Annotated in this window: 9 protein-coding genes; 3 read left to right on the top strand and 6 right to left on the bottom strand. The window is 53.4% G+C overall.

The features are described from left to right. The first annotated feature begins 22 nt into the window (after positions 1-22). Entirely contained in the window at positions 23-925 is a 903-nt protein-coding gene (locus PSR63_RS07705; protein ID WP_274332145.1) for an SGNH/GDSL hydrolase family protein, read from the top strand. A 199-nt stretch (positions 926-1,124) separates the two neighbouring features. On the opposite strand, the gene PSR63_RS07700 is transcribed toward PSR63_RS07705, so the two are convergent. The 6 genes from PSR63_RS07700 to PSR63_RS07675 form a co-directional block, all read right to left on the bottom strand. Continuing rightward, positions 1,125-2,060: a DUF1559 domain-containing protein gene (locus tag PSR63_RS07700; RefSeq protein ID WP_274332143.1), complete on the bottom strand. Its 936-nt coding sequence runs from the start codon at positions 2,058-2,060 to the stop codon at positions 1,125-1,127. Between the two features lie 313 nt (positions 2,061-2,373). Further along, on the bottom strand, positions 2,374-3,864 hold the full coding sequence (locus PSR63_RS07695) for a sulfatase (RefSeq protein WP_274332142.1): 1,491 nt from the start codon (positions 3,862-3,864) through the stop codon (positions 2,374-2,376). Positions 3,865-3,874: 10 nt separating this feature from the next. Then, positions 3,875-5,485, bottom strand: coding sequence for a sulfatase family protein (locus tag PSR63_RS07690; protein WP_274332141.1), 1,611 nt, complete (start codon positions 5,483-5,485; stop codon positions 3,875-3,877). A 27-nt stretch (positions 5,486-5,512) separates the two neighbouring features. Next, the gene (locus PSR63_RS07685; protein WP_274332139.1) at positions 5,513-6,922 is read right to left on the bottom strand and encodes a sulfatase; all 1,410 of its coding nucleotides are present in this window, start codon (positions 6,920-6,922) and stop codon (positions 5,513-5,515) included. Positions 6,923-7,028: 106 nt separating this feature from the next. Continuing rightward, positions 7,029-8,486, bottom strand: coding sequence for a FecR domain-containing protein (locus PSR63_RS07680; protein WP_274332137.1), 1,458 nt, complete (start codon positions 8,484-8,486; stop codon positions 7,029-7,031). Positions 8,487-8,502: 16 nt separating this feature from the next. After that, the gene (locus PSR63_RS07675; RefSeq protein WP_274332135.1) at positions 8,503-9,009 is read right to left on the bottom strand and encodes a sigma-70 family RNA polymerase sigma factor; all 507 of its coding nucleotides are present in this window, start codon (positions 9,007-9,009) and stop codon (positions 8,503-8,505) included. A gap of 524 nt (positions 9,010-9,533) precedes the next feature. Between PSR63_RS07675 and PSR63_RS07670 the strand changes: the two genes are divergently transcribed. Further along, positions 9,534-12,515, top strand: coding sequence for a DUF1553 domain-containing protein (locus PSR63_RS07670; protein WP_274332133.1), 2,982 nt, complete (start codon positions 9,534-9,536; stop codon positions 12,513-12,515). Positions 12,516-12,563: 48 nt separating this feature from the next. Further along, entirely contained in the window at positions 12,564-13,910 is a 1,347-nt protein-coding gene (locus PSR63_RS07665) for a DUF1501 domain-containing protein (RefSeq protein WP_274332132.1), read from the top strand. The last annotated feature ends 10 nt before the right edge of the window (positions 13,911-13,920 follow it).

The raw sequence follows: 13,920 nt of genomic DNA, 5'->3' as shown, positions 1-13,920 counted from the left end.
TACGAGGCGAAATATGAATTACATGAAGACTATTCTCCCTGTTTTGTTGTTATTCGTCACGGCGAGTGCCTATGCCGAGCAGCCGATTACAGCGAAAGACATTGCTGGTAAACGCGTGGTGTTTCTCGGAGACAGCATCACACAGGCAGGCGGGTACATCACATTCGTGGACTATTACCTGGAAAAGTTATACCCAGAACAAGACTTCGATATTTATGGCCTTGGCCTGGCGAGCGAAACACTTTCTGGCCTTAGTGAAGACAATCACGCAGGCGGTAAGTTTCCACGACCATGCCTTTTTGAACGTCTTGGGCGGCTCTTGGAGAAAGCGAAGCCTGACGTTGTTTTTGCCTGCTATGGCATCAACGACGGGATCTATCAACCGCTCGATTCCGAGCGTTTCTCCGCTTTCCAGAACGGTGTGAAGAAGCTTATCGAAGCGTGTCAGGCGGCAGGTGTTGAGCAGATAGTCCTTGTTACGCCACCCATCTATGATACGACTACCAAGCCTGGTGAATTCAACTACGACTCGGTCATGACAGAATATGCCGCATGGGAAATGAAACTCGACGAACCAGGGGTTCACGTGATCGACTTGCATTCGGCTATGCGTAAGGCGCGCGATGCCCGAACCGAGGTGTTTTCAAAGGATCGCGTCCATCCCGGACCCGACGGTCACTTGTTTATGGCCCAGACGATTTTGACTGCCCTGAATGTCCCGGTGCCTGAGCAATCACTTGAAACAATCCAGGCCGATCCACTCTATAAGCAGGTCAGCAATTTACGAAAGCACCGTTCTGCCAGCTGGATGAAGCACATCGGCTATACCCGGGAGAAGACCGTGCCCGCACAGCCACTAGGAGACACGGAAGAAGCGGCTACTAAGATTAAAGAAACAATCGACCAAATACGTCGCGACAAATAGATCAGTTGTGCTGCCACTGGGACGAACTGTTGGCGGCGTTCAAGCTGAGGCACCCTCAAGACAACGATGACTGCCTTGCCCTGTCGGGTTTCATCCGCTGCTTCGCTGATGGACTCGATAGGTCCTGATTACCAACGCAAAGACCGCATCTTAGTGATGCGGTCTTTTTTCTTCGAGCGTTGGAAATACTTGTTCACGATCAGTAATCACCAACCACTTGGCCATCCGACTTGTTCAGCAAGTACTCAAGCGTGCTGTTTACGGCCGGGTTGTTGTTGTATTCGATCGTTTCGCTGAGAAAGTGAATGCTGGCGTCCATAAACATGAACTGAGATCCGCCTGGGTGTCGACTTCCGAATCCGACTTTACAGCCATGGTTTGCATCGGTTTGGTTGATGCCAGGGCCGCCGATGGCCAGGATCGAGGCCATCATCGACGCGTTGTTGCCCGAGTTGAACTTGCTGCCCGAGGCACTGCTCCAGACAGCGGCTAGGCAATCGTAGTTGACGTTATTCATTGACCAAGCCCGTTCGCCGACGCCGATCGTGTTGGACATGCCGTCGGTGATGTCGCGGAACTTGGTACGGCTGTTAATACCAAAAATGCCAGGGGGAATAACTCCGTCAATCTTGCCATCACCACTGTTCACTTTGACCTGCATCCGATTGCTGGCATCAGGATTGGGTTCCGTCTCGACAGCACCGAAATTTCCCACGTAGTTTGCCGACGCCTTATTGGCACGCGACGTGTTGATATCTGGGGCAGTGTCGGACGGGCAACGGTAGACTTCTACGACGATTTGTTGCTCGACCTGATTGTTGCCATCGGTCTGCATTTGGGCACCTTGGGTAATGCCGAGCGATTCATGAAGGGCATTCTGTTCAACGTAAGGTAGCATCAATGCGGCCCAGGCGGTTCGGCGATTGTTGACCATGCCAGGCGGAAGCGTTTGGAAGGTATCGTGATAGTTGTGCAGACCAAGGCCAATCTGTTTTAGCTGGTTGGTGCATTGGGTACGTCGTGCGGCTTCGCGCGCTGCCTGAACAGCTGGCAAAAGCAAGGCGATCAAGACGCCGATGATAGCGATGACAACCAACAGTTCGACAAGGGTAAAACCAACTCGCTTTGAGTGCATACTAGGGTCTCCGAGGTAACCAGGAAGGTTCGCTAAGCGTTGGAAGAGGAATCGCAGAACAGCATCACGCGGCTGCTTGACTACGGAACGCTTTCGATAATTGAACCGATACCTGATGAGGAATAATGAGAGGCTGATGACGCGCCTCGATTAACTGTGCCTGATACGAGTACTTCCCCAGCTACTGTCGAAATTGCAGGAATTCGTCGAGATATTTTCAATTTATTTTGGTTGCCATCCTGATATCAGGTTGGCAGAACAACTCAAGCGATGGGCGAAGAAGACGGAAGTCGTTTCGAAGCTATCGGACATCCTACTTTGATTTCGGGAAGGGCTTTTGCTTCCGTTCCAGACGTCGCTCGAGTGCCTTGCGTCCTTTTTCTCTCAGGTTTCCGACGCTCTCTTCCGTCTTCAGAAGGGCCTTCAATAAGGCCGCAGTCTTTCCCGGATAGGCATCAGCAAGGTTGTAACGTTCCCCAGGATCTTGATGGAGGTCGAATAGTTCGACGAGTTCCTCATCAAGCCACAGGACGACTTTGTAATTTCCATCGATATAGGAAATGGCGCGCGTGTCGCCGGTGCTGTCCGGGCGAGCTTGCCACTTGTACCAAAACATGGGAGCCCGCTGATAGGAGTCTCCGTCCAAGGCTGGCAAGTAACTCTGGCCATCAACATGCTGCTGAGGACGAAGCGATGCCCCGGCCATTTGTAGCATGCTCGGGTAATGATCCGTTCCTGTTACTTGCACGGCGGAAGTCGTCCCAGGCGTAACGCGGCCTGACCATTTGACGATCATGGGTACACGTGTTCCGCCATCGAAGATCGATCCCTTTCCTTGACGATAAGGAAGGTTGGAGGTAGCCACCGGTCGACCGTTTTCCAGTCCACGAGTCGATAGGCCTCCATGATCGGAATTCAGAATTATGATTGTGTTGTTATCAACTTCAGCGTCTTCGAGTGCTTTCTGAATTCGGCCCAGGCTATTGTCCGCCGCTTCGATCATGGCAGCATAGATGGGGTTGTTCTGTACTGTCTTGGTAAGACCTTGGCGATCCCGCACGAAGTCGGAATCGTCCTTGCCACCTCCTTGCGGCAGACCTGCTTCGCGAAGCTTCTGCCGATACTTTCGCTTGAGATTGTCCGAGGCTTCGAAAGGCGTATGTACCGCGTAGTGTGCCATGACCAGTAGGAATGGCTTACCTGCGCGGTCTTCGATGTACTCAACCGCTTTGTCCGTCAGGCGATCGGTGAGATAGTCTCCGTCTTGCCCATCGACTGGATTAACGATTGCTTCGCCATGTTCCATGGGGAACGGGTAGAAGTAGCTCTGCGGGGCACCTGCGGAACCCGAGTGAATCACCGTATCGAAACCTTGGACACCCGGATCACCTCCTTCTTTGCCAAGATGCCACTTGCCGATGTAGCACGTTTGATAGCCGGCCTCCTGCAACGCTTCGCCAAAGGTGAATTCGGCTAAGGGAAGGGCGTGTGTCGTGTCTTTGGAATCGTTCTCGACCCGTGCAGGAATCTTGCCGGAAAGCAAGCCTTGTCGCGATGGCACACAACGCGGGTAGGCGGAATACGCATTGGTAAACCGCATTCCCTCGGCAGCCAACCGATCCATGTTGGGAGTCTCGTAGAATGAACTGCCGTAACACGATAGGTCGCGGGCGCCGAAGTCGTCGAGGAAGAATAGGACGATATTAGGCCTCTGCTTCTCCGCTGAATGGCCAAGTGAGGGATAGCTCAGGAATCCAAGTACAAGGACAAAACAGGTAATGCCTCGGCAAAGTGGAGCAATCATGAAGGACTTTCTAGTTTGACGAGGCATTGGTTTTCAATTCGGCGAAATTGCCCGGCAATTCTTTGAGAAACTGCCGGAGTTCCTGTTTCAGTTTTGTCAACTTGGCGGTGTGTTTGGGATCGTTCGCAAGATTGTTGTTCTCTTGGGGATCACTGCCGAGTTGATACAACTGATCTCGATCGTAGTACCCAGGTCGTTTGCCGGTAGAGACCGCTTCTGCATCTCCGCCTCCGGGAATCAGGGAAACGTGACTGAAAGGGTTTTGAGGATCCGTGTTGTGGATTGGTCTTCCTCGCAGTTTCTGCTTGGAGTTGAACTGGTCGAGGATCTCCTGCCGTTGGGAGATCGCCATCGACTCTGCACTCTTCGGATACCGCAAGGCTAAGTATTTCCAGCCGTCTTTGAGAACGGCTCGGGAGTAGCCCATCTCGAAGTAGAGAGAATCGTGAATGGTCTCAGTTTGACCACTCAGGATTGGTTGAAAACTACGGCCATCAAATTGGTCGACGTTGTACGATACGTCTGCTATGTCCAGTAGTGTTGGTGCAAAGTCGATGTTAGACAGCAGTGCCTGGTTGACCGCGCCGCAGGGAAAACCACCTTTCCGCCAAATGACGCTGGGGTTGGTTACACCACCTTGGTAGAGAGTCCCTTTGGCGGACTGGCCGTGGTCGTTGAAGAAGAGGATGATTGTGTTGTCGTCGATCTGCTTCTGTTCAAGCTTCGCCAGGATCGCCCCGATGGAATCGTCCATCCATAGCAGGTTGCAGCGTTGGGGGTCTGTCGGCAAGCCCGCTTCCTTTAGCCGCTGGGGGATGGTTTCTCGCGGAGGAAGCACATCGAGCGGCTGCTCAAGATAGCCCGTTGGGGTAGCTGTTGGGTCGGCATTCCACGATCGATCTTTCTCCCCGGGGCCATGGGGTGTGGTCGTTGCATAGTACAGAAAAAAAGGCTTCTCATGATTGGCATCGATGAATTTGAGAGCACCATCGGTCGTCCAGTCTAAGTTGTGAACACCCAGTTCTCGCGGGCCATTGCCATCGGGGTTCTCGTGGTAGACGCTGGCAACGTAATCGAAGCCAACGCCGTGAATTGCTGCTTCGACAACTGTCTGACGCTTTTGTAGTTTTGCAGCAACAATTGCTTGAGTTGGATCGGCCTTATACGAGACCTTTTCAACATCCGCCTCAATAACATGATTCTTACCGACAAAGCCAGTCACATAGCCTGCTTGATGCAATAGCTGAGGTAGTGTCACTTCATCAGTAATATGCGCGTTCCATTGAACAACGGTCTGACCCTCACGACGTGTATTTCGGATGAAGCGTTCGCAGCGGCTACGACTGGCATACAGCCCCGTCAAACAGCTATAGCGGCTAGGTGTACATACAGGCGATGCAACGTGCTGCCCCATCAGCAGCGTCCCTTCCGATGCTAGTCGGTCAAGATTCGGCGTCAGGTTGCGGCCCTTTCCTTCCGGTAGGCAATTGAACATATGCCGATGCATATCGTCGGCAATGATGAAAATGATATTGGGGCGTTTCGTATTAGCGCCTTGCACAACCTCCGTGGATTCACTCAGCACGAAGAGGAAGCAAACTAGCAGTATTGAAGATCGCATGGAGATATCTCGGGGCGTCGGGAAGGTCTATTTCGATTGGATGAGCAGACGTTCGCAGCCCTGACTTTCGCGTCTGAGGGCGGCGGCAAGATCGGCGCGGATGGTCGCATACTTGGCGTCGCCTGCCAGGTTGGAAGTTTCCAGTGGGTCGGTCTGATAGTCATATAGCTCGAAGGCAACCGACTTGCCGCGTTTGTTGACCCATTCGGTATAGCGATACCGCTCGGTTCGATAGGAATAGCCGATCGAGCCTCGACTCTTGAAAACGGTCAGAGCGCCTTGGCGAACGTGGGCCGACTGGCCGCTGAGAATCGGGCCGATGCTTCTTCCTTCGATGTGCGAGGGGCTCGGCAACTGGGCCAGTTCGCAGAGCGTAGGGTAGATGTCGGTAAACTCGACTGGAGCATTCGTCAGCGAGACCTTGCTACCTCCCACGGGGCGAATGATTAGTGGGCTGCGTGTAGCGTTCTCAAGCGTACTGTGCTTGCCCCACATTCCGTGATCGCCCAGGTGAAAGCCATGGTCTCCCCATAAAACAACAATCGTGTTGTCGTCGAGACCGAGCGACTTTAGCTCGGCGAGTAAGTCACCGACCAAACTATCGACATAGGACGTGCACGCGTAGTAGCCGTGAATTGCCTTGCGCTGAGTCTGTTCAGGAAGTGGTCCCTTGTCGGCTATGCCTCGATAGCCGCGTATTTCAGAGCTATCGTGCAGGGAGTACTCGGCGTCGTTTTGGATTCCCCCTTGATGCTTTGCCAGGCGAAACTGACTGGGGTCGTACATGTCCCAATACTTTTTCGGGGCCACAAACGGAAGATGCGGTTTCTTAAAGCCAATCGCTATGAAAAACGGTTGCTTCTTACCGTGAAGGTCTCGTAGAAGTTCGATGCCGAGCCTGGCGATATGACCATCGGTCAGAACCGCGCCGTCGACATCAGGGGCAAGATAGGCATCGTCAACCTTGCCGAATTCAATCTTGGCATAGGGAAGCCTGGTATAGGGGACCGACCACGAAGGAGCATCCTGGGCCTGCTTGTTATCGACACAACGCGGATCGTAGATCTTGCCAACACCAGCGGTCGTGTAACCATGCTGTTTGAAGTACTGCGGCAGCGTGACGAGATCGCGGTTCTTCTGTCGAATGTCCGTGCTGAGGTTCATCACTCCGTTGGATTCTGGGCGGAGGGAACTCATCAAACTCGCCCGGCTCGGACCACATACGGGCCACTGGCAATGGCTGTTGGCAAAAACAGTTCCCTGGGAAGCAAGCTGGTCAATTGCTGGCGTGATGGCAATTGAATCACCATAGCACCCGAGCGTTGGCTTGAGATCATCGATCGCAATGAATAGTACATTGGGACGCTCGGCTGCCACACATGTACTGGCACTAGCGATACTTACGGCAAAGAGCAAAAGGGGCAAAGCCCTGATCATGGTGGGGCCTTTGGAGACGGAGGAAAAGGTTATTAGGTATGTCGCCGAATTACCTTCGGCTATCCCTACTTCCCTCCGAGGCCACTTTCTTGCACGCTTTTTCTTGTTATTCGCGAGATTCGACCAGAATCCTCAACTGATCAACAACATCCAACTCAGAGACGGGTGCATCTGGCATCTCTCCTTTACCGTGGATCGACAATTGAAAGTGAAGCGTTTTGCGGTCTTCGCTCAACTCAAGCCAATCGCCTGGGTCTTCAGGAGTCGTGGGGGGCTGTTCCAGCCCGGTCCAGCGATCGCCAGGGTAGTCGGTCGAAGGATGGCCAAACCATTCACGCAACCGAGCCGGATTGTTGGCTACCACTCCCAATACCGGTCGATTGAAGGTAATACTGCCGGTAGCCGTCAGGTAATCGTTGTCATGGCGAATATCCCATGGAACAACGAAGTGCAACATGAAGCTATCGGCCTTGGTACCAGGAAGTAGGCGGCCGTCGCTGCCTAGCAGATCCTCAGCTTTGCCGGGATGGGATAGAAGGACTGGCAGCTCTTCATCAAGGACGACATCCGTCTTCTCCTCAAAGAGGCTTGCTCGGCCGAGATCCAGGATATCACTACGAACACGGCGTACCGATCGGGGAGGCGAGACCAGGAGTTCAACATCCCCTGAAACAATCGGCAGGTTGCGAACGTCTTCCAGGGATCGGACAAAATACTCTTGTTTAGCTGGGATGCGTTTCACCGGTTCACGATCCGATTTAGAAACCACTGCCTCGCCAGCTGAAAGAGAAATGGTTTCGTCAGCATCCGGTAGCACTGCATCCGCTTTGCCCTCGAACACGTGTACTTCTAGCCCCTCTTCTGCATCGGCAAATACTCCGATCCGCGTACCGCGATCGATTACGGATCCGTAGGGAGTATCGATCTGGAATGAGCGTGCCGTTTCTGGGGCAAACAAGGTCATTGAGCCACTTTGCATGATGACCCGTTTGGCGTCCTCGATGGAAAAGATGCTGGGGGCCTGGACGATGATCTCTGCATTGTTAGAAAACTTGAGCCGCGCTGCTCCGCTAGCCAGAGAGTAGTTCCCAGTGGCAAGTGAGTCGCCTAGCTTCAGTGGGCGATCTCCCGTCCAGACCGCTTGCTGCGATTCGGCCAGCATTGCCAGTTGAGGTCGAGTGTCCTGCTTCGGTTTCTGAAAGACGAACGCCACGATCAAAATGCTGGCCGCCAGCGCTACTAGTGCGGCACTCAGCCGCAGCGAATGACTCTGGTTGTTAGGGATTGGTTTGCGGGAGGAGACTACTTCTGGACTTTTCTGCGGAAGCGGGGGCAATTGACCTGAAATCGCTGTGGAAACGTCCTCTTCGACTTGCTCTTGTTCCAACTGCGATACTTGCTCTAAGCCTGAGCAGACATAGGAAAACTGGCGGTAGAACTCTAACGCCCCAGGCTGTTCCAGCAGCATGTGTTCGAGCTCTTGGAACTCATCTACGGTGATCGTTTCATCACGTAGCTTTCCGCAAAGTGTCAGTAGTCGCGAGTTGTCTTTTGTTGGATCCATAACTGGCTGGATGAAATCATCCCTCCCATGCAAGTTGACGTTGCATGCACTTCATCAGCGAAGCATAGAGCCCATTCAGCATGCGACTGATCTTTGAATCGGAGTAACCAAACTCGCGGGCTATCTCCCGAGCCGTAACGCCTGATCGGTGGCGGCGAACTAACATATCGCGTTTGTCGTTATCGAGCTTATCAAGACAACTTTGAAGGCTTTCCAAGAGTTCGGCTTGGTTGTCCTCGTTGCTGGCAGACTCGGTTAACGCCTCGACGACTTCCGTTGAGAAAGTCAGTTTCTGCCGCTTCGAACGCTCGAGATATTTCAACACCTTGTTCTTTGCGATACCGAAGACCCAGGCATCAATCGACCGATTGGGATCACACTTGTCGGCGTTTTCAATCGCGGCGACTGCCACATTCTGCAAGATGTCATCAACATCGGATGGGTTGTAGACAAGCGATCGAATGTACGCCCGCAGCTTCGGCTGGACCAGCGAAAGAGCGCGGGCGACGTCGGCAGTGGACATGCAACAACTCCGGTGGAAACGATTCTGGGGAAAGCTTGGGGCGTTAGCGTCTGATTCTAGGTTTTCATTCCAGGGATCGTCGAATCCAAGCTTCCAATAATCACTTTCCCGGCCAGTGTGAGTTTTTGCACGAAATATTCATCGATTTTGAGATTTCTTTTTCACGAGGGAATCGTGACCGGCGAATTCAGACGACATCGTTTGCCGGGCCCCTAAATATTGGCTAGATAAAGCATGCGATTTAGGTGGAATCAAATTTGAGTTGCCACCTGACGTTCTCAGGATAGGCTATCGGCCAAGTAAGAATGGCCGAAACGAAGGGGCAATTGATGCGGATGGGGGGCGTGTGATGTCATGAAATATCTCCCCAGAATACCTAACATTGTCGTCAGGAGCACTTTGTCAGGAAAAATCGTGGGAACATGGGAAAGAAACGTTGCACGACATTGCCCTCAGGGTGACAATCAGCTCAACCTGCCTACGATCTCTCGTTCTTCACTTCCCGCCTGAATCAGGACCCGGACATGACGCACCGGATTCCTTCACTGCTATTTGCTCTACTGATCGCTAACGCGATCGGCTCGATAGCGTTCGGACAAGAGCAGATCCCAACCGAAGAACGTGCTTTCTTTGAAGAGAAGGTCCGTCCGATCCTGGTCACTCAGTGTTACGAGTGCCACTCCGAGAAATCCAAGGAGATTGGCGGAAAGCTTCTCCTCGATAGTCGAGCAGGGATCTTGAAGGGGGGGGAGTCTGGCCCAGCGGTCGTCCCTGGCGAGCCTGAGAAGAGCTTGCTGATGGATGCGCTGCATTACGAGTCATTCGAGATGCCGCCAGAAAAGCCTCTGTCGGAATCGGATATCCATGTGGTCTCGCAGTGGATCCAACGTGGTGCTTGGGATCCGCGAACGCAAACTGCTACCAAATCAGGGCCAAAAGAAAGCTGGACACCACAGGAGCTATGGTCTTTTCATCCACGGCATGTGACGCCGCCGCCAAGTGTCAGTCAAAAGGACTGGCCCCAAGGACCGATCGACCAGTTCGTGCTGCACAAGATCGAGCAGGCAGGGGCTAAGCCCACCGAGGATGTCGAAATTTCGGCTCTGGCCCGACGTTTGTTCTACGACCTGATCGGCCTTCCCCCTTCGCTGGAAGAGATTGATTCGTTCGTGCAAGCCGCGAGGAAGGATCGTCAGCAGGCTACCGAAGCTCTCGTAGACGAGTTGCTTTCGCGACCTCAGTTTGGCGAGCACTGGGGAAGACACTGGCTGGATGTTGCCCGGTACGGTGAGTCGAACGGAAACGACGGCTTGTCCCGCAACGCTACGTTTCCACATGCCTGGCGTTATCGTGACTATGTCATTGACGCCATGAATCGAGATATTCCTTACGACCGGTTTCTAACCGAACAGATTGCGGGCGACTTGCTACCGGCGGCAACTGCCGAGGAGCGAAATAGATTGCTGGTTGCGACTGGATTTTTGGCAATTGGCTCGAAACCAGCGTCTGCGATGAACAAAGATTTTCCCATGGATATCGTTGATGATCAGATCAACACAGTAAGCACCGCTGTCATGGGGCTCAGCGTCGCTTGTGCTCGCTGCCATGATCATAAGCACGACCCTATTCCTACACGCGACTATTACGCCCTGGCAGGTATCTTTAAGAGCAGCGAGACACTTTACGGCGCTGCTGGCAACGAAAAACTTACCGCTCCTCCGACTGAACTGCATGTCTTGCGAACGGAACTTCCGGACGATGGCAACAAGCTAGATCAGATGAAAGCCTCCCTTGCCTTGCCGGATGGTTACTTTAGTCAGGTCCAGCAGTTGAAGCCGCAACTAAGCGTCGCACTCGATCAATTGCCCGAAGGCTGGAAGGAAGTTGGCTCGCCGAAGTACTCTGAGGCAGAGTTCGCGCAGTTAAAAGAGTCTTTCCTGCAGGGCAGCGCTAACGATCTAACAGCGGACTACACCGTTTCGTTCTGGTTTAAGAACGACATGAAAAACAATGCTCGGCCGATCACGGCCTATCTGTTTACTCGGGGTGAACTCGGCAATAAGGAAATTCCTGGTGACCATCTAGGAATCGGCGGGACGCATGATGCGAAGCGAACCGGGCGGCTGTTCGTTTTCAATGGCAATAAGAAGAAGGCTTCCCTGGCAGGCAGCACCGTTATTGCACCGGGAACCTGGAATCACGTTGTGATGGTCCGTAAAGGGAACCAGGTCCGTGTGTATCTAAATGGGGTCCAAAAGCCAGAAATCGATGGCAAGCTTGAGCCGACCTTTGGCAAGGAATCACGCTTTAGCTTGGGGGGAAGAAGCGAAGGATTTGCACCCCTTACGGGACATCTGGCGCACTTCAATCTATTCTCGAAACCACTTTCCGATACAGACGTGGTTGCTTTGCATGTAGCCTCTGACCGCCCCAAAGGTGTAACCCAGTTAGGCGTGGCAATGGGTGTTCGCGAGGCGAAGAAGCCAGCCGACTGTAAGGTGCACATCAACGGTACCAGTGCAAAGTTGGGCGCTGAGGTGCCACGCGGCACGCTGACCGCATGTTGGAAGGTTGTTCAGGACGCAGAGGCTTCACCCATTGTGCCGGAACTGAAAATCCCCGATTCCGTCAGTGGACGTCGAGAGCTTGCCGCTTGGCTAACCGATCCAGGGCAACCACAGACCTGGCGTGTGATGGCGAATCGCGTCTGGCTAAAGTTAATGGGGGAAGGACTTGTCGCGACGCCTGATGACTTCGGTGTGTATGGTGCGCGACCAACCCATCCGGAACTGCTCGATTGGCTGGCGCAAGATTTCATTGACCAAGGTGGGTCGATCAAGGCACTAATTCGCTCGATCGTGCTGAGTCGAACCTATCAGTTGTCGAGCGACTATGATCCTCAGATCGCCCAACAAGATCCTGAGAACCGATTGATAACACGGCATCGAAAGCGGCGTCTGAGTGCTGAACAGTTGCGAGACTCGATTCTGTTGGCTAGCGGTACATTGGATCTGAAGCCTGCCAATGGAAGTCCCATTCAAGAGATTGATGCGTTGATCAATCAGCCGCCGTACGAGGCATCGACTTTGCATCGACCAAGCAAGCATCGCAGTATCTATCTTTGCTACATGCGAAATGCGCCGCCTGCCGAGTTAGCGGCCTTCGATCTACCTGACGGAATCAAGGTCACCGGCAAGCGGAGTCAAACCGTACTGCCGGCGCAGTCATTATTCCTGCTGAACAGTCCCTTTGTAATCGAGCAGGCAGAGAATCTGGCATCGAAGATAACTGCAGATCCCAAAGCGACGACTGAAGAGAAGATCACACAGGCCTTCCGTCGGGCATTGCAGCGAGATCCCACCCAGACAGAGTTAATCGAGGCGGTGACGCTGCTGGATCGATTAGAGAGTGAAAGTTCCGGTGCTTCCCAAAGCGAGAAGATGCTTCCATGGGCTGTCTTCTGCCAAGCCCTTTTTGCGGCTAATGAATTCCGCTATGTCGATTAACCCTAACAAGCGACCATAGATCGTACCCAACCAACAACGAGGTCTCCCATGATCACATCTCGAAGAAACCTACTGCAGGCAGCATCATGTGGGTTCGGGTACTTGGCGCTTTCGGCCCTTTGCCAGCAGTCGATCCAGGCAGAATCGTCAGCCTCATTGGACCCGAAAGTGCCGCCGGTGCGACCACGAGCAAGGCGGGTTATCTTTTTGTGTATGAGCGGTGGCCCTGCGCAATTGGATTTGTTCGACTACAAGCCGCAGACAGGCCAGAAGAAGCATCCCGGCTCGGTCTATCAATTTCGTCGACGGGGTGAGAGTGGGCAGTGGATTTCGGATCTGTTACCAGAGACGTCGCGACATGCCGATAAGCTTTGCATCATCAATGGTATGCATGCCGATACTGGTAACCATGCACAATCGTTCTTGCAACTCCACACCGGGGAGCGACTCCGACAGCGCCCCAGCATGGGAGCATGGATCAATTACGGGCTAGGGACCGAGAATCAAAACCTGCCCGGCTTTATCAGTCTCAATACCTCGAAGCCCTCGGTCTATTCGAGCGCATTCCTGCCGCCTGTTTACGAGGGAACGCCGATCGGGACCAACGGTGAGAATATGTCGAAGGCGACGATCGATAACATTCGAGGCGATCATCTTTCGAAAACGGCCAAGCGTCAGCAGTTGGATTTCATCCAAACGCTCAACCGGCAGCACCTTCAGCAGAACCCCGAGGCTGGGAAGTTGGAAGGTGTGATTGAGTCGATGGAACTCGCCTATCGCATGCAGACCGCCGCACCCGAATTACTTGACACGAGTACCGAATCGGAAGAAACACTAAAGCGATATCGTGTTGGTAAATCGCTTTCGGTAGGAACCTGTAAGCCTTCCGATTTTGGTCGGCAGTGTCTGTTGGCTCGACGTTTTGCGGAAGCCGGAGTTCGTTTTATCGAGGTCAATCACGGAAGCTGGGACCAACATAAGAATCATCGACGTGACCTGGAAGCGAACTGCGAAGTCACCGATGCGCCGATTGCCGCGCTGCTGGATGACCTCGAGATGCGTGGCCTTTTGGAAGATACGCTTGTTGTCTGGGGCGGCGAGTTCGGCCGTCCAGGTCTGACGCCTGACAACGGCAAGGACGAAACTGGTCATAACTACCGCGGCTTCACATTTTGGATGGCTGGCGGCGGAGTGAAGGCCGGCTACACGCACGGCAAGACCGACGAGACCGGCTCGCGCGCGGTGGAAGGGAAAGTCCATTTTCGGGATCTACACGCAACCATTCTGCACGCACTTGGACTGCGTCACAATGAATTGACCTTTTTCCATGAAGGAAGAGAGCATCGCCTAACCGGGCCCGAAGGTGGTAAGGTCGTTCACGAGATTCTTGCCTAAGCGTTTCAGT

Origin of the sequence: Bremerella sp. P1, from assembly GCF_028748185.1 — a bacterium.
Lineage (GTDB): Bacteria > Planctomycetota > Planctomycetia > Pirellulales > Pirellulaceae > Bremerella.
This window is presented reverse-complemented; position numbering and strand designations above follow the sequence as displayed.

Bases quoted from the DNA above. Each gene is read 5' to 3' on its own strand.
- PSR63_RS07700 (WP_274332143.1), bottom strand. From the start codon at position 2,060: ATGCACTCAAAGCGAGTTGGTTTTACCCTTGTCGAACTGTTGGTTGTC.
- PSR63_RS07695 (WP_274332142.1), bottom strand. From the start codon at position 3,864: ATGATTGCTCCACTTTGCCGAGGCATTACCTGTTTTGTCCTTGTACTT.
- PSR63_RS07685 (WP_274332139.1), bottom strand. From the start codon at position 6,922: ATGATCAGGGCTTTGCCCCTTTTGCTCTTTGCCGTAAGTATCGCTAGT.
- PSR63_RS07675 (WP_274332135.1), bottom strand. From the start codon at position 9,009: ATGTCCACTGCCGACGTCGCCCGCGCTCTTTCGCTGGTCCAGCCGAAG.
- PSR63_RS07680 (WP_274332137.1), bottom strand. From the start codon at position 8,486: ATGGATCCAACAAAAGACAACTCGCGACTACTGACACTTTGCGGAAAG.
- PSR63_RS07670 (WP_274332133.1), top strand. From the start codon at position 9,534: ATGACGCACCGGATTCCTTCACTGCTATTTGCTCTACTGATCGCTAAC.
- PSR63_RS07705 (WP_274332145.1), top strand. From the start codon at position 23: ATGAAGACTATTCTCCCTGTTTTGTTGTTATTCGTCACGGCGAGTGCC.
- PSR63_RS07690 (WP_274332141.1), bottom strand. From the start codon at position 5,485: ATGCGATCTTCAATACTGCTAGTTTGCTTCCTCTTCGTGCTGAGTGAA.
- PSR63_RS07665 (WP_274332132.1), top strand. From the start codon at position 12,564: ATGATCACATCTCGAAGAAACCTACTGCAGGCAGCATCATGTGGGTTC.